At 36.3% G+C, this 20,612-nt stretch carries 15 protein-coding genes; 5 read left to right on the top strand and 10 right to left on the bottom strand.

Annotation, left to right across the window (positions count from 1 at the left end):
• Nucleotides 1–58 precede the first annotated feature (58 nt).
• The 3 genes from ctaD to fdxB form a co-directional block, all read right to left on the bottom strand.
• Nucleotides 59–1,738 carry a cytochrome c oxidase subunit I gene (ctaD, locus tag H6F39_RS15505; RefSeq protein WP_137909059.1) on the bottom strand — a complete coding sequence of 560 codons (1,680 nt, stop codon included), beginning with the start codon at nt 1,736–1,738 and terminating at the stop codon, nt 59–61.
• A gap of 140 nt (nt 1,739–1,878) precedes the next feature.
• Nucleotides 1,879–2,814, bottom strand: coding sequence for a cytochrome c oxidase subunit II (locus tag H6F39_RS15500; RefSeq protein ID WP_137909058.1), 936 nt, complete (start codon nt 2,812–2,814; stop codon nt 1,879–1,881).
• 412 nt (nt 2,815–3,226) lie between these two features.
• The gene (fdxB, locus tag H6F39_RS15495) at nt 3,227–3,520 is read right to left on the bottom strand and encodes a ferredoxin III, nif-specific (protein WP_028083556.1); all 294 of its coding nucleotides are present in this window, start codon (nt 3,518–3,520) and stop codon (nt 3,227–3,229) included.
• A 927-nt stretch (nt 3,521–4,447) separates the two neighbouring features.
• Between fdxB and H6F39_RS15490 the strand changes: the two genes are divergently transcribed.
• Nucleotides 4,448–6,037: a helix-turn-helix domain-containing protein gene (locus H6F39_RS15490; protein WP_137909057.1), complete on the top strand. Its 1,590-nt coding sequence runs from the start codon at nt 4,448–4,450 to the stop codon at nt 6,035–6,037.
• A gap of 62 nt (nt 6,038–6,099) precedes the next feature.
• On the opposite strand, the gene H6F39_RS15485 is transcribed toward H6F39_RS15490, so the two are convergent.
• Entirely contained in the window at nt 6,100–7,098 is a 999-nt protein-coding gene (locus H6F39_RS15485) for a sucrase ferredoxin (protein ID WP_190372521.1), read from the bottom strand.
• 626 nt (nt 7,099–7,724) lie between these two features.
• Here H6F39_RS15485 and H6F39_RS15480 point away from each other — a divergent pair.
• Nucleotides 7,725–8,693 (top strand): ROK family protein, encoded by a 969-nt coding sequence (locus H6F39_RS15480; RefSeq protein WP_137909055.1) that lies wholly within the window; start codon nt 7,725–7,727, stop codon nt 8,691–8,693.
• Nucleotides 8,694–8,744: 51 nt separating this feature from the next.
• Here the strand turns inward: H6F39_RS15480 and H6F39_RS15475 are convergent, their stop codons facing one another.
• The 3 genes from H6F39_RS15475 to H6F39_RS15465 all read right to left on the bottom strand — a co-directional run bounded on the left by H6F39_RS15475 (nt 8,745) and on the right by H6F39_RS15465 (nt 13,167).
• Nucleotides 8,745–11,348, bottom strand: a complete 2,604-nt coding sequence (locus H6F39_RS15475; protein WP_190396977.1) for a type I secretion system permease/ATPase — start codon at nt 11,346–11,348, stop codon at nt 8,745–8,747.
• Between the two features lie 32 nt (nt 11,349–11,380).
• Nucleotides 11,381–12,139 (bottom strand): peptidylprolyl isomerase, encoded by a 759-nt coding sequence (locus H6F39_RS15470; RefSeq protein ID WP_137909053.1) that lies wholly within the window; start codon nt 12,137–12,139, stop codon nt 11,381–11,383.
• A gap of 269 nt (nt 12,140–12,408) precedes the next feature.
• Nucleotides 12,409–13,167 carry a TIGR00297 family protein gene (locus H6F39_RS15465; protein WP_028082078.1) on the bottom strand — a complete coding sequence of 253 codons (759 nt, stop codon included), beginning with the start codon at nt 13,165–13,167 and terminating at the stop codon, nt 12,409–12,411.
• 156 nt (nt 13,168–13,323) lie between these two features.
• Between H6F39_RS15465 and H6F39_RS15460 the strand changes: the two genes are divergently transcribed.
• Nucleotides 13,324–13,755: a VOC family protein gene (locus tag H6F39_RS15460; RefSeq protein ID WP_137909052.1), complete on the top strand. Its 432-nt coding sequence runs from the start codon at nt 13,324–13,326 to the stop codon at nt 13,753–13,755.
• Nucleotides 13,756–13,793: 38 nt separating this feature from the next.
• Here H6F39_RS15460 and H6F39_RS15455 read toward each other — a convergent pair whose 3' ends face one another.
• Nucleotides 13,794–14,405 carry a triacylglycerol lipase gene (locus H6F39_RS15455; protein ID WP_190396976.1) on the bottom strand — a complete coding sequence of 204 codons (612 nt, stop codon included), beginning with the start codon at nt 14,403–14,405 and terminating at the stop codon, nt 13,794–13,796.
• Between the two features lie 289 nt (nt 14,406–14,694).
• On the opposite strand from H6F39_RS15455, the gene H6F39_RS15450 reads away from it, so the two are divergent.
• On the top strand, nt 14,695–15,063 hold the full coding sequence (locus tag H6F39_RS15450; RefSeq protein ID WP_137909050.1) for a hypothetical protein: 369 nt from the start codon (nt 14,695–14,697) through the stop codon (nt 15,061–15,063).
• Nucleotides 15,064–15,483: 420 nt separating this feature from the next.
• Here H6F39_RS15450 and pcrA read toward each other — a convergent pair whose 3' ends face one another.
• Nucleotides 15,484–17,811: a DNA helicase PcrA gene (pcrA, locus tag H6F39_RS15445; RefSeq protein ID WP_190396975.1), complete on the bottom strand. Its 2,328-nt coding sequence runs from the start codon at nt 17,809–17,811 to the stop codon at nt 15,484–15,486.
• A 63-nt stretch (nt 17,812–17,874) separates the two neighbouring features.
• Complete coding sequence (locus H6F39_RS15440) at nt 17,875–19,071, bottom strand: RNA-guided endonuclease TnpB family protein (RefSeq protein ID WP_190396974.1); 1,197 nt, start codon at nt 19,069–19,071, stop codon at nt 17,875–17,877.
• A 312-nt stretch (nt 19,072–19,383) separates the two neighbouring features.
• Between H6F39_RS15440 and H6F39_RS15435 the strand changes: the two genes are divergently transcribed.
• Nucleotides 19,384–19,821: a CAAD domain-containing protein gene (locus H6F39_RS15435; protein WP_137909076.1), complete on the top strand. Its 438-nt coding sequence runs from the start codon at nt 19,384–19,386 to the stop codon at nt 19,819–19,821.
• The last annotated feature ends 791 nt before the right edge of the window (nt 19,822–20,612 follow it).

The following is a 20,612-nucleotide window of genomic DNA, read 5'->3' as shown; positions in this document are numbered from 1 at the left end:
TTTTCTCGTCTTACGCAAAGGTGCAAAGGCGCGAAAGACCTCTGCATACCTCTGGGTTTTAACTGATAGCTTCTGTCACTGATGATTCTTCATGGTGATGTCCGTAGTCATAGGGTCCATGGGTAACAACTGGTAGAACTTCCCAGTTTTCAATAATGGGTGGAGAACTGGTTGTCCATTCTAAAGTTAAACTTTCCCAGGGGTTGTCACCAGCAATTTCGCCTTTTTGCCAACTGTAAATGGCGTTTAAAGCGAAGGGAATGACGGAAATACCTAAAAGGATTGCGCCAATGGTGCAAAGCTGGTTTAAGCTGGCAAATTGGGGGTCATACATGGCAACTCGGCGGGGCATTCCTTGTAAACCCAGTTTGTGCATGGGTAGAAATGTCAGGTTTGTACCGACGAATGTCAGTAGAAAATGAATTCTTCCCCAGGTTTCGTTCATCATTCTACCGGTGATTTTGGGGAACCAGTGATAGATACCTGCGTAAATACCAAAGACTGAACCACCAAATAAAACGTAGTGAAAATGACCGACTACGTAATAAGTATCGTGAACGTGAACATCAAAGGGGGCTGTTCCCATGGTGACACCGCTTAAACCGCCCATGACGAACATGGAAAGTAAACCGATAGCAAATAACATGGCACTGGTAAAGCGGATTTTTCCGCCCCAGAGGGTTGCTACCCAACCGAATATTTTTACACCTGTGGGGACTGCTACTATGAGTGTGGAAATGGTGAAGAACATCCGCATCCATCCAGGTGTACCACTGGTAAACATATGGTGTACCCAAACGAATAAACCAACGACGCAAATAGCAACGGTGGAAAAGGCAATGGCTTTATAACCAAAAATCGGTTTTCGGGCGTGGGTGGGAATAATTTCGGACATAATTCCGAAAATCGGCAGAATCATTAAATAAACTGCCGGGTGGGAATAAAACCAGAATAAATGTTGGTAAATAACCACATTACCACCTGCGTCTGGTTTGAAAAAAGATGTCCCGAAGTTAATATCAAATAACAGCAAGATTAAACCTGCTGCTAATACTGGAGTAGATAAAAGTGCGAGAATGGAAGTTGCTAGAATCGCCCAACAAAATAGGGGAACTTGATCCCATTTCATGCTGGGAACTTTCATCATCAAAATGGTGATGACAAAGTTAATAGAACCTAAAATTGAAGAAGTTCCAACTAAAACAATGGACAAAATCCATAAACTTTGGGCGTTATTGGCGGTAACTAAACTTAATGGTGGGTAAGCAGTCCAACCAGATTGAGAACCACCAAAGAAAAAACTTAGTAATAGTAATAATCCAGCGACGGGATTTAACCAAAAAGCGATCGCATTTAATTTAGGAAAAGCCATATCTCTAGCACCCATCATTAAAGGAACTAGATAGTTACCAAATCCACCAATGGCACTGGGTACAATCCATAGGAAAATCATGATTGTTCCATGATTTGTCATAAAGGCATTGTAGAGATTTGGATCAATAAAATCCGAGTCTGGTGTGGCTAATTCCGTACGAATTGCGATCGCCATTAACCCACCAATGAGATAGAATACAAAGGCTGTCACCAAGTATTGAATACCAATCACTTTGTGATCAGTATTAAATGTGAAATAATCTCTAACTTTCCACGCTGTGGGATGAGAACTATGAGTATTTAGCAGCGTTGGTGCTTGATTTTCATTTGGTGGAGGATTAACTGGAAAATCTACTTGTGTCATATTTTTGTTGGTTGTCTTTTGTCAGGTTTCAGTTATTAGCTAATAATTACTAACGACTGAATTTTAGATTTTAAACTTCGAGGATGATTCAATATCCAAAATTTTAGACAAGAATCAATCTAAAATCTAAAATCTAAAATCTAAAATTGATGGGCTAATGACTCAAGATTTGCGGGAGTTACATCTAAATTCTGAGTGTAGGGGGCTAGAAATTCTGATGGGGATAAATTCTCTAAATTCACAGCCACTGCATGATTTATCTCTTGATGTTCAGCAATTTGATTTTCACTCATCCAAGCATCAAAATCTTCTCGTTCATGGACAATTACCTGTGTCCGCATTGAACCATGATAACCACCACATAATTCTGCACAAACTACTGGATAAGTACCAGTTTTTGTAGCTGTAAATCGCAGTTGAGTAGGAACACCAGGAATAGCATCTTGTTTGAGACGAAATTGGGGAACCCAAAAAGAGTGAATTACATCATCTGCCGATAAATTTAATTGGACATCAGTACCCACGGGAACGTGCAATTCTCCAGCAGAAACACCACTTACAGGATAATTAAATAACCACGCAAATTGGATTCCTTTGACATCTACAACTAAATCAGCAGGTTTATTTTTGGTTTGAGGATTTTCACCAATACCAATATTAGTTGTATGACTAACATTCATAGCAGTTGTTGACCCCTGGTGAGGATGACTACCCACACCAAAACCACCCATTTGGTTATAAATATCAACACTGTAAATGCCTAAAAAGATCACAATTACCGTAGGAATTGCTGTCCAAAAAATCTCTAAACTCAAGTTACCTTCTACAGTTACACCATCGGAATTATCTCCTTTTCGTCGTCTGTAGATAACTAGAAACAGCAGAATTGTCCCTTCAACAACTAAAAAAAGGGCAACTGCAATTGTAAACATGATATTGAAAAAACCATCTACCAAAGGCGCTTGTTGCGATGCTGCTTCCGGTAATAAATGATGATTTTGACCAATCCAGATACTGATAGGGGCTATGATCATCCCAGCTAACAGTGTCCACAGCGAAACAGGAACTTTTTGCATAAATGCTACCTGCTTTGTAAACAGTAATAAAACAATAGTCAGTGAAGATAGACTTTGTTTCTATAGATCAATAATTCTCTTTTGCAGAGAGAATCATCTTTTTATTTTTCACTATTACTGTTCTAACTTGTAACTAGCAAAAAATGGCTAAACTTCCATATTTTTTCATATTGATAACCACAAAATCCCCGACTTCTTGAAGAAATCGAGGATCTGAGAATTAATATTTTCATAAACCAAATATAAGTAGAAAAAATAGTAGCAAGTATGATTTATTTAGATAATAACAATTGACGATTTACGTTTCTGTTTACCGTGAACTTTTCAACTAAATTCTGTAAATATCGAGATTCCCCTCTAATTACCTTGCTGAGAATGACAAAAATCAACTGTTTAAAAATCACCCAAAATGTTACTGGTCTAAAGTGGTATGACTGTAACAATTCTTGGGACAAATCCGAGAACAAGCTTCACAACCAATACAGTTTTCTGGCTTAATAACAACCATTACTTTCCGTTCAATTTCCTCATCATCTTCATCTTCTACAAATTCACCTTCTTCATTCAAAGCCATTAAGCCCAAAACTTTATGACCGCAAACTTTCATACATCTGCCACAACCAATACATTTATCCTTGTCAATTTCTTGAGCAAATTTAGGAGTCCAAGCAGTACCTCCAAAAGTCAATCCTGTTAATGTAGCCATGAATCGAACCTCAGCAATTTTAGCTAGATGTTAGTTAATCCTTTAATCTTCATACTAGCCTAATATTTAATTTTTTCAATAACGAAAATTAACTTTTTTGTCAAATTTTCATGACTTGCTAAACAATATTATTTATTTTTAGTTAGTTCAAATTATTAAATAATATTAATTATTGATAAATTTAGATTATATCCGCATCTAAAAAGCTTATTAGCCAAAGTTTTCCACGATTGTGTTGAAATTTATTTTCTCAATAAATCTGATTCAATTAGCCAAAAAACACCTTAATTAATAGGAATTATCATCAATTATTACCGCCAATTATTAGCTAAATTGACTTGCCACTTGCAAATATTTTTTATTTAGATGAAAATATACCGTTCATGGTATTTATAAATACAAACTTAAAAAAATAATTTCCTTTATTTTTGAACCATTTTGTGCCTAACTACTCAAGATGTTCATAAAAAACATTTAGACTAATTTATATAGCCCAGCATAAACATTATCACAATAAATATCTAGGTAAATATTAAGAAATTCCGCCAAGCTCATACTGAACAATCTTATGCAAATCTTTATGAAATTTATAGTTAATGAAGAAGTAATAAAGTCTAACTTTGCCAAATATCAATAGCTACAAAATCTGGCTTCATCAACCCTATAAGTAATTAATCAGAGGAGAAAAATATCTTCTCGTTATAGAGGTAATTGGGTAACAAATTATCAATCAAAAGGACACATTATAGCAGTTCTTATGTATTTAATCTCCTTCGTCCTTTGCGCCTTTGTTCCTTAGCGTCTACTCTTCAAGATCACTAAGAGTGATAGCGCGAAACCAAATCTAAATGTAGTTCATTTATCCAAAAATTCTGTAAGGGGAGACTTGAGCCAAACATCTCAACGATTAAAGTAGGAAGACCTCCTATGCCGCATATAATTCCTAATAACAATTGCGTGGGATGTGACAAATGCCGACCCCTATGTCCTACGGGTGCAATCAAAATCGAAGATGATGAATATTGGGTTGATCCTGTCCTTTGTAATAATTGTGATGGTCATCATTCACAACCACAATGCGTAATTGCTTGTCCAACAAATGCCCCCATACCTATACAGGCAAAAAAAGGAAGATGCAAAATTGAACCACGAGATGCTACCAGTTCCGATTTATTTTCTAATGGTAAGAATAACCCCTTTGCTTCAGCAATAGTTATCTGGGAAGCTTGTAATCTATTAGCACAACGGACATCTTTACAATGGGAAAAAAATGCAGAAGGTAATTGGCATTACCACCGCTCAGTTAATCAAGGAAAAGGGACAATTTCTTTTCAAATTCACAACCTATTTCCAGTTAATAACTGCACCAATAATAATTTACAAGCAATTGATTATTTAGATATTCGTGCTGCTTGTATTCATCTCATTTTTGCGGCTAAAATCACAGCCTTAGATCAACCTTGGCAAGAAGAATTTACCATTGATGAACGACAAATTGAACAGTATTTGGGCTTGGAAAAACGTAAGGATCTGAGCAAAAGTACCAAACTCGGTTTAATCAAAAATATCGTTTATCAAACCTGTTCTCTCATGGTTTCTATTGACTGGCCGCAACAAGGTAGAGTTCCCAGTTTTGCTATTAAAGATAGTTATCTCTGGAATTTGATAGATACTCAACACCATTTTCAAGAAGATGATCAAGGGTGTAAATATTTGATTGGCTTAACATTTACAATCAAAGCTGGGATTTGGACGCAACATTTTTGCAACAGACAAGGATGTAAAGAACGCACTGCATTTTATCAATATGGCAGCCTTCCTAAAAGCTTATTAACCACGGTTATGAGTTTGTGGCAACAACATGAGGGCGCTGTTAGACTCATGCTTTGGTTATTATTTAAAACTAAAATGGGTAGGGAACAACGCATCACTATTCCTACCTTGCTGCGCGTTGCTTATGGTGAAGAAAAACTAACTCAAGCTTCTAGACATAGGGAAGAGCGCAAACGCCTACTTAAAGCCTATGAAAATGATTTAGAAGTTCTCAATCATTATGGAATTAAACCATTATTTGATCCTGTCACCTATCCCCCAGAAATTCAACCTTTATGGGCTAAATTAGTTGATATTCCTGAAGATCCTGATCAAGCTTTAGAATTTTGGATTAATGACGGTAGTGGTGAAAATCGTCTCACCGATAGCGGACCTCGTGGTAAATGGAATCTGCTCCTGAATGCCCGAATTTTAGCTTTTGAACTGCCTCCAGATTGGGAAAAGCATTCAGAATCAGATAAGAAACAACGTCGCACTACTAAACCTAAAAGCAATCATCAACAAACAGGTAATTTACTAGGGGAACAAGTGATAGAAGGACGCAAAAAAATGAACCTTTCCCAAAGGGAATTAGCTAAGTTAATGGAAAAAAGCCAAAGCTGGATTCGTGACGTGGAGAAAGGTCGTTTAAAAGCTAAATTAGATGATCAAATGCTCTTGAGACAATTGCTAGATATTCCTTAACTTAAAATAGATCCCCGACTTCTTTAAGAAGTCAGGGATCTGGGTCTATTCACAATCATATCCTAACTATAAGTTGCCACTTTTTTAGCTACCAACCAAAGATTAGATACAGCATATTTCATACATACTACTTCTTGTGCAGCATGACAAGAAACTTTCAATGCTTGTGTTTTTACATTATCTTTTACAAGTTTGGCTTGGTAAGTGTAGAGTGTCCCAGAGGGTTGTTCAAAACTTAACTCACCCAGAATTGTCTGATTATCTAAACTCTTTTCTAGTATCTTACCTGTTACTTTATAATTAAACCAATCCCATCCTAAACGCAGGATCAGTTCTTTTTCCAAAATTTGCAAAGGATTAGGCAATATTCCCCAACCACGATAAATTTTATTGAAGCATTCTATATCACCACTATAGTTAAGAATTGATGGAAAGGTATTTTGATCAAGAATCCCATAATATCTTCCTTGGGGAAAATCTATGGCTGTGGGAGCAAATCTATGACCACCAAAATGGCTCGATTTCCAAATTCTCACCTGATTTGATTGTAAATCAAAACTTTTATTTTCAGCATAATTTTTAGCATAATTTTGAGCATAAAAATAAAAAGGATTACCATATCTCGCACAACATTGATCATGGCTACCATGAGTACATATTAATATATCTCTGCTGCTTGGTGTTTCTATTTCATAATCAGTATTAAAACCTGCTAAATATTTACTAACAACTCCCGCGGCTTTTTCAATATTCGGTAGTTTAAATTCTTGCTTACTATATCCTTTGATTAATCCCTTTTGCTGCTGATAAATTAACAAAGTTGTCTCTTTAACTCCATGGGATTGATCATTAGCAATTAGCAGAAAGCAAACTGGCATTTTAGCACGTTTTACTTCTTCTACTAAAATCCGTAAGTTGTCGGGAACCCATTTGGAATTGAAGGCTTCATAGGTCCAGGGTGTAGGACATTCTACTAAAATATAGGTTTGGTAGTTGGTAGCAGTACCAATCATATCTTCTTGTAGTTGTCGTGAATTATCAGCACAAAAAAATTTATTCATTTACATTTACTCAAGGATGGATTTTATGGACAATTTTTAGCAGAAATTCAAGAGGACACTTGATCATATTCTAATTTTTTTAAGTTTTTCCGGCTAAATAAATTCTGTTATCAAAAATGTAATCATCTCAAATATAGATTTTTTACATTTTAGCGGGAGAATTTATGTAATATTTTTTATACTTTATATCGGTTTCGACCAGCATTTTTAATCTTCTGTGTTGACTCCTAAATGATGTTTTTCCTCAATTATCTAAATAAAAATCCTATCTTTTGTCTGTATACCCAATAGCATACATTCACTAACTTTTAAATTATATTTCAAATTATAGCTGAATTTATCTATATTGCAAAATATTCTCAATAATTTTAAAAAAAAAATAAAGTCCTGAGGACAATCTTAAATATACATAAGTTAACCAAAATTTAGCATCACTGTGATTGCATTTATAAATGTAATAAATTAGGTTATATATATGTTACAAAGATAATCAATCCAGAAATACCAGAAATATTTTAGATCCGGGCTGTGAAGATGGTTTCCTAATGCACTACAAAAAAATTATAATTAAGTAATCATGGTGAATGGTTGATAGTTGTTTCCTAAACTCCCTATTGTTTAATTATATGACATTAATCTTATCTTTGGATTTTGGCGGTACAAAATTAGCAGCAGCAACAGTTAAGGCTGGTACTAGAGAGTGGTTGTATCATGAATCACGGTTTTCTCCTGCAAATGCTGATGCTTTAAGTGATTTAGAAATTATGCGATCGCTCATCAAATCTGTGTTAAAAGGAAATAAACCGGATGCTATTGGTATCAGCTTTGGTGGTCCAGTGGACGCAACAACAGGTTTAGTGAGACTATCTCATCATGTTCCGGGGTGGGAAAATGTTCCCCTCAAACAACTATTTGAGGAAGATTATAATGTACCTGTGAGTATAGATAATGATGCTAATGTTGCAGCCATCGGTGAATATCGCTTTGGGGCTGGACAAGGATATGATAGCTTATTTTATATTACTATTAGTACAGGTGTTGGCGGAGGCTGGATAATTAATGGCCAACTCTGGCGAGGTGCATTGGGCATGGCGGGGGAAATTGGTCATATAGTAGTAGATCCTAGAGGTCCATTATGCTTATGTGGCAAACGAGGGTGTGTAGAACGGTTGGCTTCTGGCCCTTACATGGCACAAAATGCGCGAGAAATGCTAGAAAAAGAACTACCCAGCCCTGAGGGTAAAGCCAGGGGAGAAATACTTAGGTATTTGATCGGTAATAATCTGGATTTACTCACGGGAAAAGTCGTCAGTGCCGCCGCATCCTACGGAGATGAAATCGCCCAAGAGGTATTATATAGGGGAGCTTGGGCATTGGGAGTAGGTATTGGTAATGTAGCCAATCTTATGAATCCTCAACGCTTTGTTTTAGGTGGTGGTGTGACTAAAGCTGGTGATAATTTTTGGGCTGCGGTGCGAAAAGTAGCCAGAGAAACCGCATTACCAGAAGTGAATTTTGAAATTGTCCGGGCATTGTTGGGTGATGATGCCCCTTTATGGGGTGCTGTTGCTTTGGGTCTAGACTTATTAAATTAGGTTTTTTCACACAGATACGCTCCCAGGGCAGAGAGGAATTAAAGCTTTTGTTTAAATATTGGTCTGTTGTTTTTGATATAGTGACCAATATAAACCTTTTTGTTTTAACAACTCTAAATGTGTTCCCTGTTCCGCGATAATTCCCTTCTCCATGACTAATATTAAATCTGCACGCTTGAGAGGGGCAAAACGGTGGGCAATTAAAAAAACTGTGCGGTGGGAAGAGACGTTTTTCAGGTTTTTTAAAACTTGTTGTTCGGTTTCACTGTCTAAGGCACTAGTGGCTTCATCTAAGATAAGAAGAGGTGCAGAACTCAGAAATAATCTTGCCAATGCAATCCTTTGTCTTTGTCCTCCTGATAATGCTGTACCTCTTTCACCAACATTGTTTTCGTAACCATAAGGTAATTGACTAATAAAGTCATGGGCTACGGCTAATCTCGCAGCTTCTATAACTTTTTCCGCACTAATATCTGCATTTCCTAAAGTAATGTTTTCCAAGATTGAACCATTAAATAAAAAGTCTTCTTGGAGAACTACCCCAATTTGTTGTCTTAAAGATGCTAAGTCAGCACTTTTAATATCAAATCCATCAATTAATATGCGCCCTGATTCAATTTGATATAGTCTTTGCAAAAGTTTAGAAAGGGTACTTTTCCCTGAACCACTACGACCAACAATACCTATAAATTGCCCCGGTTTAACATGAAAAGAAATTCCTTTTAATACTGGTTCCGTATTAGCAGAATAACGAAAAAATACCTGTTCAAAATTAACTTCACCTTTCAGGGGAGGTAATACTAAACCTGTTCCTGCTTCGGTTTCTGGGGCTGCATTAAGAATATCACCAATTCTATCTACTGATAATAGCACCTGTTGGAGATTTTGCCACAGTTGTACTAGCCTTAATAAAGGGCTGGTAACTCTTCCCGATAACATTTGAAAGGCGATTAATTGCCCAATGGTAAGTTGATGATCAATGACTAATTTCGCCCCAAACCATAGGATAATTAAAGTAGAAAATTTAGTCAGAAAATCACCGATATTACTACTAATATTGGATGTGGTGGAAGCTTTAAAACTGGTGCGAATAAAGCGGGCAAATAAGCCTTCCCACCTTTCTCTAGCTATTGGTTCAGCCGCATGAGCTTTAACTGAATGAATGCCGGTAATTGTCTCTACTAAAAATGATTGACTGTCCGCACTGCGGTTAAAGGTTTCATTTAACCAATTTCGCAAAATTGGTGTGGCAATAATCGTTAAAGTCGCAAACAAAGGTAATACCGCTAAGGCTACAAATGTGAGAGGAATGTTATAATAAAACATCAATCCCAGGTAAACTATAGCAAAGATACTGTCCAGAATTACTGTTAAAGCTGTACCTGTGAGAAATTGACGAATTTGTTCTAATTCCTGAACTCTAGCAACTGTATCTCCCACTCTCCGCGACTCAAAATAAGCCAATGGTAAACGCATTAAATGGCGAAAAAGTTGAGCCGATAAACTCAAATCTAACCGCCGTGCAGTATGAGTAAATATGAATAGCCGCAGAATACCTAGAATACACTCAAATGTCGCCACTAACAACAGAGCGATCGCCATCACATCTAAGGTGGCTAAACTCTCCTGTACCATGACTTTATCAATGATAACTTGGGTAATTAATGGTGAAGCTAAACCTAATAATTGTAAGGTAAATGAAGCTAATAAAACCTCACCTAATAATCCCCGATATTTCCACACTGCGGGAGTAAACCAACCTAAATTAAATTTCTCTTGTTGGGAAATTAATTCAACTTGCCATAATGTACCATCCCAACAATTTTCTACTACAGATTGAGGTAATTGTTCACAAATATAATCAGGATTTTGGGGATTAGCAATAATCAAATAATTACCTTTCATTTGATATGCTACAACCCAATTTAATTGACTATTTAATTTGTCATTTTTATCATTCTCACTTTCCTGATTCTCTTGATTCCACAACAATAAAGCCGGCAAAGATAATTGGCGTAATTCACTCCAATTAACCTGCAATTTCCGCAACACTAACCCTAATTTTTCTCCTGCTTCTACTATATTTTGTGGCTTTTGTCCCCGCAATTGACGTTGTACCCATTCCAACTGCACAGGATTTTGTAAATGTTGCGCTACCATTGTTAAACAGGCAGCACCTGTATTCCCACTTCCCACAAAGGGATAATGGGAAATTATTGGTTGGGGCGGTGTGAAAGCTGGTGCAGAAATGCGAGAGTTAGTAACTGGTAAAACGATTTTTTTCTCCTCTTGATTACTTGAATTTTTCCAAAATTCATCAATCTGAGGATTTAAAAACTTTTTCCACACCTCTGAATTCCAACAGACTACTACTACTTCCTTACTAGCAGCTACAGCTTTAAAATTAGTAAATAATTCCTGACAGTCACCAAACCAATTTCCTGTTTGTAAAGTAGCTACAGTTTTATTTTCTCCTTCTTCTCGTAAACGTACTTTACCAGTGATAATTAAAAACTGTTCACCTCCTAGTTCTGGTGACCAAATTTTCTCACCAAGTTTGTAATTACGAATTTCCGCTTGCTGTTTTAATTCGCTTTGTTCTTCCGCATTTAGCCAAGATAGCGGTGGTTCATTCCAGAGTAAATTGTTTAACACATTTATTCGTAAAGATTGCTAATTTAGAGTTTTTAATTAACTTGGATTTTCACCGTGAGATTTTGAATTTTCTCCCCTAGCCATTTTTCAAATAATTCATTTTGTAGTGATTGTTTTAATTGAGGATCTTCTAAGGATGCTGGGAGAATTTGTTCTAATCTAAATAAAGCAAAACGCCCTTCTATTTCTATGGGATTTATCAATTTTCCAGGGATAGTTGCATCTACAGCCCCACGTAAAATATCCGGTATAGTTCCCCGACTAATTGGTCCCATCATTCCATTAAATACTTTTTCATCTGCTAATGAATACTCTTTTGCTAACTGTTCAAAACTAGCACCTTCTTCAATTTGAGTTTGCAGTTCTTCTGCTAATTCTCGACTATCAACTAAAATTCGTGAAAGTACGACTCTATCTAAGTAGATCTTTCTTTCAATAAAGTATTCTGGTAATTTTGATTCTGTCACCAATGCTTTGAGTTTTTCTAATTGAAAGCTAAAGGTGATAGATGTATGAAACGTTGTATAATCTGTACCATTATTGATTAACCATTCTTGAAACTTTTGTGGATCAGTTAGTTGATTTTTGAGGCGAAAATCAATAATTGTCTGTTCAATTAATGCCGAACTAATCTCAATATCTGTCCTGGTATTAATTTCTTGTTCAATTATGTGCTGACGCAGTACATCATTAATAAAATTTCCTAGTCTACCCGATATCTGTAGGTACTTTACTACTTCAGCTAAAGCGATTTCTTGGTTATTTACAGTTAAAAAAGTTGCAGATTCCATGAAGTGATTCTGAAAATAAAACTAAAACATCTCTAAGACTTTCCATTAAATAATAGAGAAAACAGTAGAGAATGATATTTAGTAATCATGAAGATTTGATAAATTAAATATATGCTTAATCAGTCGGCAATATCTCAAGAATTTTAACTAATAAGTATTTGGAAATCTGTAAACACGATGACAAAAATAAAATCATAAATAAAATCATAATGTTGGGTTAACGCGAGTCAACCCAACCTACAAATATTTTGATTTTAGTCAATGAATAATTAAACAAAGATACTTTGGTAAATTAACGCCATTATCATCGCCGAAATAGCACCAATAAAGGTATTAAAAATATTAACAACTTCATTAGTTAGCCAAGTATATTTAGATTGTAAAGTTGCACCAATGACACTTTCTAAATTTGTAGCGATAAATGCAGCTAATACACTCCAAATCATACCAACAGGATTAATTAAATTTACGCCCCAACCAATCAGAGCGATCGCTATTGATGCTATCATACCAGCTACAGTCCCTTCTAAACTTACCGCCCCTTCTGTACCTCTAGGAACTGGTTGCAGTGTCGTAATTAAAAATGTGCTTTTACCATAAGCTTTACCAACTTCACTAGCGGTAGTATCCGATAGTTTGGTGCTAAAACTAGCAACATAACCCAAACATAGCAAATATTTAAAATCAGGTAAAAACAACACTCCTAAAGCGCATACAGCCGCTATTAATGCAGAACCCCAAACGTTTTCTGGACCTCTTGCACCACCACGTTTTTCTGCAATTCCTGCGGCTTCTTTTTCCGCTATACCAATACGCGTTACCCCAGAACCAACAATAAAATAGAACACTACCACTAGATATCCTGGCCAACCCAGCGTTCCCCAAATGATAATTCCCAATAACCCAGCATTAAGTATACCTGCGGGGGTGAGCAGTTTTTTGGGAAGAATTGCCACTATTCCTAGTAAAATCGTATTTAAGGCTAATCCCATTAACCAGGGATTTGTCAAATCAATTAGAGATAACATCTGTGATCAATTATGAGTATTTTCAGGTTTTTAATGTGATAAAATGATTTTATCCTCTTTTATTACATTAATATTAAGATTCTTTTCTCCCTGGCTTTTCCATACTGTGGGAATAAAGAAACCCACAATAGTTATATTCTCTCACCCACCCCCACCATGAACCAACCTATTTTTCACCTCGCTTTCCCCGTCACCAATATCCCCGACACCAAAGCCTATTATGTTGATGGTTTAGGCTGCATACCCGGACGTGAAAACCCCCACGCTTTAATTCTCAATCTTTATGGACATCAATTAGTAGCCCACGTTACCCAGGATATTTTAACACCTCAAAAAGCTATCTATCCCCGACATTTTGGACTAATTTTTTCTCAATTAGAGGATTGGCAAGAATTACTAGAAAAGGCAAAAAACCAAGATCTAAAATTTCGAGAAGAACCGAAAAACCGCTTTGTTGACTCCCTTCTAGAACATCGCACTTTCTTTTTAGAAGACCCTTTTTATAACTTAATGGAATTTAAGTATTATCGTCATCCAGAAGCTATTTTTGGCAGTGCTGAATATACCAAAATTGGGGATAGAGATTAGATGGCAGTTTAATAGTATATATATTAGAAAGTATAAATTCATAAATTTACTGTTGATGTTAATGCCTCTGCTACTATTGCTAAACTCCTAGGATCTGTTAGCATTAAAGGATGTAATAACACTGGTAAATTTACTTCTTTTCCTATCCCAAGCTGGGAACTTATAGCAGGTAAAATCATCAAATCATAAGGTGTCCAAATAGATGTAAAATTTATTTTTTTTAACATCTCAACATCAGCATTTAAATCTGCTAAAAAAGGACTATTAGGACGCATTTGTACACATCCTGGCAACCATGAACCATAAGCAATTACTGTTCCTTTATGGGGTGAAGAAATACTAATAAATCGCTCTACTCTTTCTATTCCTCCCAAACGTTGAATATAATAACGACCAACAATACCACCCATACTAAAACCAACTAAATTAAGTGGTTGTTCTGGTGCAAAAGTATCATTTACATAATTAGCTACCTGTTGCGCTAATTTATCCAGAACCTCAGCACCATTATTCGGGACCAAATCTACTGTATACACAGACAAACCTCTTTGTCTGAGATACAACGCCATTTTATCGAAAACCGCCCCAGTATCGTTGATACCATGGACTAATAAAACCGGATTCTGCTGTTTTGTGGTGGTAATTTTCATTTTTCATGATTTTCCAGAATTTAACTCAGTATTATCATGAAGATAATAGAAAATGTGACATGAGCATAAAGCTAAACTATTAAGATTTGTTAAAAAATTTCTCATAATGTTATTTTCATAATAAAATTTAATAATTAATTTAATTTTTGTGAAATGTGATCTACCAGTTGCAACTGTTGACACCAAAAACCTAAAAATACTAATCAGTATTAATTCACGGTTTGCTAAGTGACAACCAGTAACTTTTATGACTGGCAGCAATTAACAGAATAAACCAGGAGTATTTTTTATGGGCTTTATCAAAAATCTGATTGCGGGTATTGTCGGTTTTATCACTGGATTATTTGGTAATAAGGGAAACAGCTACTACCTGGAACTAAAGGAAGAAGCTGAAGCTAATGTTACTCAAGTAGCCGCACCAGTAGCCGCAGTAGCGCCAACACCAGCAGCACCAGCAGCAGTAGCAGCAGTAGCAGTAGCACCAGTAGCACCAGTAGCAGCAAAAGCCACCAAAGCTGAACCCGTTAAAATATCAGTCCCAACTGAAACCAACTTTGCCACCAAGTATCTCATTCCTAAGAATACCCCTCGTCGTCGTCCTGGGGTAAATATGAACAGCTTTTTAGAAATGGCAAGCCAGGTAAAAACCCCAGCTTAAATACCCGGTAAGCTGAGATAGGGAACAGGTGACAGGGAACAGGGAACAGGTGATAGGTGATAGGTGACAGGTGACAGGGAACTCTTAACAGGGAAGAGGTTTTTAGCGATTTTACATTGATTTTACATTGATTTTACACATTTTGGTTTTATGGTGTTAACCTAATTAGGGCTTACTGATAGCGTAGCGTGGCGTTAGCCATATAAACCTAAAACCATTTATTAACAAAGGGTTTCTCGGATTTTTACCACAAAAAAGTGCAAGGTTTTGGCTAATGATGTCTCAAAATGAATTGCATTTTTCTTTGTCGGATTTGGAAAATTGAGGATATCCAAACAGTTAAAACTGTTCCCAGTTAAGAGTTCCCTACCCTCACAGACAACTTACTCAGCAATCCCTAATTATTAGTATTTCCTCCCATTAGACTTTCTGTAACTGTGCTACTCTAGGGTCTATAATTTTTTGTCCCAAACTAGCGAATTGAATGGCTACAGAAACTTTATTTCCTTCTCCAAAAACGTGAGTAACTTTACCAATGCCGAAAGTTTTATGTAATACATTATCACCTACTTGCCAAGCTTGAGAAGTGCTTTGTTTATTAGGGTTTGCCGATGTTGTCTTAGTGAAACTACGGGTAACTTTATTCTGTGTAGTTAATAACTCTGCTGGTAATTCGTCTAAAAATTGCGATCGCATTGCCGGTTCTCTAGTACCATATAAACGGCGTTCCCTAGCATGGGATAGGAATAGACGTTCTTGAGCGCGGGTAATACCTACATAACACAATCTACGTTCCTCTTCTAACAACGATGGATCTTGTAATGAACGATAACCCGGAAATAATCCCTGTTCTAATCCAACTAAAAATACCACTGGAAATTCCAAACCCTTAGAAGCGTGTAAAGTCATTAGAGAAACTGCTGTTTGTCCCTCTTTTAAATTATCTAAATCAGAACTGAGCGCAGCACTTTGTAAAAACGCTTGTAAAGAAATATCCTCGCCTTCATTTTCCTCTTGAAATTGCAACATGGCATTATACAATTCATTAACGTTGCTAATTCTATTATCAGCTTCGTCTGTACCTTGATCTTGCAATTCCTTGATATAACCAGAATCTTCTAAAATTCCTTGTAATATCTCCGAACCGGGAATAACCGTGATTTGTGCTTGACGATTTTCAATCATTGCCGCAAAATTATTCACAGCTTTTGCCGAACGTCCTGCTAAACTATTAACTGATGTTTCATCACTAATTATCTCCCATAATGTTATTCCTAATTGCTGGGAAGCATTGACTAAAGCGTCAATAGTAGCTTTACCAATTCCCCTACGAGGTGTATTAATAACTCGCAATAAACTAACAGTATCCGCTGGATTATTAATAGCTCTTAAATATGCAATAGCATCTTTAATTTCTTTCCGGTCATAAAACTTCATTCCTCCCACAACCGTATAAGGAATTTGATACTTAACTAATAGTTCTTCAAAAGGTCGAGATTGAGCATTGGTTCTATATAAAATTGCAAAAGCACCCCAATTTAATTCCGGGTTTTGATTTTCTAAACTGCGAATTTGGTCAATAACAAAAGCCGCTTCGGCCATTTCTTCCTCAGCTTTATAAAAATAAATTGCTTCCCCCGGTTGTCTTGTGGCCTTGAGAATTTTATCAATGCGTTGGGTATTATTTTCAATTAATTCATTAGCAGCTTGGAGAATGTTTTCACAAGAGCGATAATTTTCCTCTAATTTTACCATAGAACGGGTATCATCATCTGCTAAACCATCGCCAAAATTCTCCTGAAATTCCAGTAAAATCGTAAAATCTGCCATTCTAAAACTGTAAATTGACTGGTCAGCATCTCCGACCACAAATACAGAACGATTTTCCCATTCCCATTCACTTTTACGTTTTTCCCCATTGGTAACTAAAAGCTGAATTAAATCATATTGAGTCCGGTTAGTATCTTGATATTCATCAACTAGAATATGACAGAATTTGCGATACCAATAACCTAAAACCTGCTCATTTTGTTGAAATAATCTAGTAGGAATTAAAATCAAATCATCAAAATCTAAAGCATTATTTTCAGCAAGTTTATCTTGATAGCGGTTATAAACATCAGCAATTACCCTCCCGCGATAATTTGGCTGTTCACTTTCAAATTCTCTAGGGGAAAATCCTTGATTTTTAGCATTACTAATAGCGTAACGCACAGACTTAGGTTCAAATTTCTTACTATCTAAATTTAAATCTTTAGTCACAATTTCTTTAATCACACTTTGTACATCAGATTCATCAAAAATAGAAAAGTTTTTCTCCCATTTTCTCCCTTTTTCATCTTGATATTTCTCAATATCATAACGAAGAATCCGAGAAAACAAACTATGAAAAGTTCCACACCACATATCTTTAATAGTAGTGCGGTAAACTTGTGATTTGATCCAAGTTTGTTCATATTCTGTTAGTAAATCAAACTTTTTATCATGTTTTGTGATTGCTAATTGTTCAGCAAATATCCTTTGAATTCTTTCCTTCATTTCCCTAGCAGCTTTATTAGTAAATGTCACCGCGAGGATATTTTCAGGATTAACACGGTGTTGTAGAATCAAGTTAGCAATACGGTAAGTCAGCGCACGGGTTTTACCCGAACCAGCACCAGCAACTACTAACAATGGTCCGCAATAGTGTTCTACGGCTTGACGTTGACTAGGATTGAGGTGATTAAGGAAATCAATACTTGTTATCATAAAATATAAAGACGATGAGGAGTTTGACGCTCCCCGCCCTATAGAGGGACGGGGATTCTTGCTTCAATGAGCAACCTTACCCAACCTTGTTACCAAGTCTGAGCAGAGGGTCATCTCTCCACAAGCGTTATTAGTTTCCGTCCGCCCGACGGTACTTAAATCATAGCCACTTTGTCTTAGTGCTTTAGTGAGAATGTTAATTGCAGCATTGTGGTCACGGTCAAGTATGCACCCACATTGACAAACATGAGTTCTAACTGAAAGTGACTTCTTGACGATTTCTCCACAACTAGAACAGTTTTGAGAAGTGTATTGAGGTGCAACTGGTACAACTACACGCCCATAGACTTTACCAAAATATTCTAACCATTGAGTAAACAATGACCATCCAGCATCACTAATTGACTTAGCTAATTTGCTATTTTTAACCATATTTTTCACTTGCAGTTTTTCAAACGCCACTAAATCGTTAGATCTAACTACGCACAATGCTGTCTTAACGGCAAAGTCTTTACGTTGACGTGAAACTTGCAAATATTTTCTACCAAGACGGTTAATAGCTTTTTTACGATTATTAGAACCTTTATTTTTACGACTAACTTTTTTTTGTAGTCGTTTTAAAGATTTTTCTGACTTTCGTAAATATCTTGGATTATCAATTTTATCCCCTTGAGAATCAGTGTAGAAACTGTTAAGACCAACATCTAAACCAATAGTTTTACCAGTTGGATTAACATCAATATTCCGTTCTGCATCTATACAGAATTGAACGTAATATCCATCAGAACGTTTAACTATTCTGATTCTTTTGATTTGCTTAATCTGGTAAAAATGTAAATCCCAAGTTCCAATTAATTTTAGCTGACCAATTCCACATTTATCCGTAAAGTTAATGTGTTTTCGGTCTTCTAATAGTTTCCATCCTGATGTTTTATATTCAATGGAACGGTTATTTTTTTCGAACTTTGGATATCCTTTCTTTCCAGGAGTTTTAGCTTGACAATTATCAAAAAATCTTTTAATTGCAAAAGCTGTTCTCTCGGCTGCTGCTTGTCTAGCCATTGAGTTTAATTTATCTGCAAAATCAAATTCATTAGCTACGACCGCAGTGTATTTATTTAGGTCGTAAGGTTTAACATTTTGATTGTCCATCCAAAAGCGCAAGCACTTATTACGAATGAACTGAGTTATCCGTATAGCTTCATCAATTTTTTGATATTGCTGCTTTGTGCCTTTGGCTTTAAATTCAAAAACAATCATTTTTTTTATTACTAATTCGACCTGTTTTAAGTGTAATATACTTTAAGGAATTAGTCAATCTTTAAGATTGGTAAAAATGAAACTACCCTCTCTCACGATTAAGCTGCGCTTAATATCCCTTAGAGGGTGTTTAATTTTACTCGCTTTACATCCCCACCCTGTAGAGGGATGGGGTATTACGGCGTTTTCTGATAAAATAAACCAATAATCTCTGATTTCCCATCCTTATTAGTGGAAGAATTGTCAATTAACAGCCTTTTGGTTGTAAATGTCTAGGTAAAAAACTCAACGATTAAAATCATGGAAATAAAAATGCAAGAACCAGAATACCAAGAAACCCAGTCCAAAGAAACGACTATCCCCCAAATTAACACCCAAACCGGAAATCTTACCAAACTTCAGCCGCCTATGCAGCCTCAAGAACAATGGCTCAAATATGGACAACAAGTTTCTGGTTTTCTGGGTACATTACCAGATTATGTAGGTAAGTTCTTTGGTCAATATCAGCAGCCTATAGTTACTATTGGTTTAGTAGTGACATCTGTAGTCGCAGTTAAGGTACTATTGGCTGTACTAAGTGCTCTTAATGATATTCCTTTAGTAGCACCCAGCTTTGAATTAATCGGTATTGGTTACTCTGTGTGGTTTGTCTATCGCTATTTACTCAAAGCTTCCAGCAGACAGGAGTTATCTAGCGAAATTACCACCCTCAAATCTCAAGTTGTCGGTAAAAAAACTTCTGAATCTTAACTAACAAATTTAGACAAATTTAGACAAACCTAGATATCCGACTTCTTAAAGAATTCGGGTATCTTGTTAGGGAACTCTTAACTGGGAACTCTTAACTGGGAACTCTTAACTGGGAACAGGGAACAAGACGCAAAAAAACCGCGAAAAATTTGCTTTTCAGGTGTTGACAAAGGATTTTAAATATGTTATTATCATATTGATGAGGAAGAACTACCTTAAATTATTTAGTAGGGTGTGTTAGGGACAGCGTAACGCACCATGGGTAAAGCATTTGTGTGTAACATAGCGATAGGGAAGCGCTGCTGCAAGCAGTTCGCTACATTATCGCTATATAATATAGTAACGCACCATTTTAAATCAGGGAACAGGGAACTCTTAACTGGGAACAGGGAACAGGGAATAGGTGACAGGTGACAGGTGACAGGTGACAGGTGATAGGGAACAGCTTTTTGAGTAGGGTGTGTTAGCTGTCTTCGTAACGCACCATTGGTAAAGACTTTGGGTGTAGCATAGCGATAGCGAAGCGCTGCTGCAAGCAGTTCGCTATATAATATAGTAGGGTGTGTTAGCGACAGCGTAACGCACCATTGGTGAAGACTTTGGGTGTAGCATAGCGATAGCGAAGCGCTGCTGCAAGCAGTTCGCTACATCATAACTATATAATATTGACATCATCAGAAAATCCCCATCTTCATCCTGTACATCCTTTCATCCTGGATATCCTGATTCTGACAAATGTAAAAGCATAAATGTTACCAGAGTATATAGTAACGCACCATATTAAATCATCA

Source organism: Dolichospermum sp. FACHB-1250, assembly GCF_014696335.1.
Classification (GTDB): domain Bacteria; phylum Cyanobacteriota; class Cyanobacteriia; order Cyanobacteriales; family Nostocaceae; genus Dolichospermum; species Dolichospermum planctonicum.
Note: the sequence above shows the minus strand (reverse complement) of the source record. Positions and strands in the feature narration are given on the sequence as shown.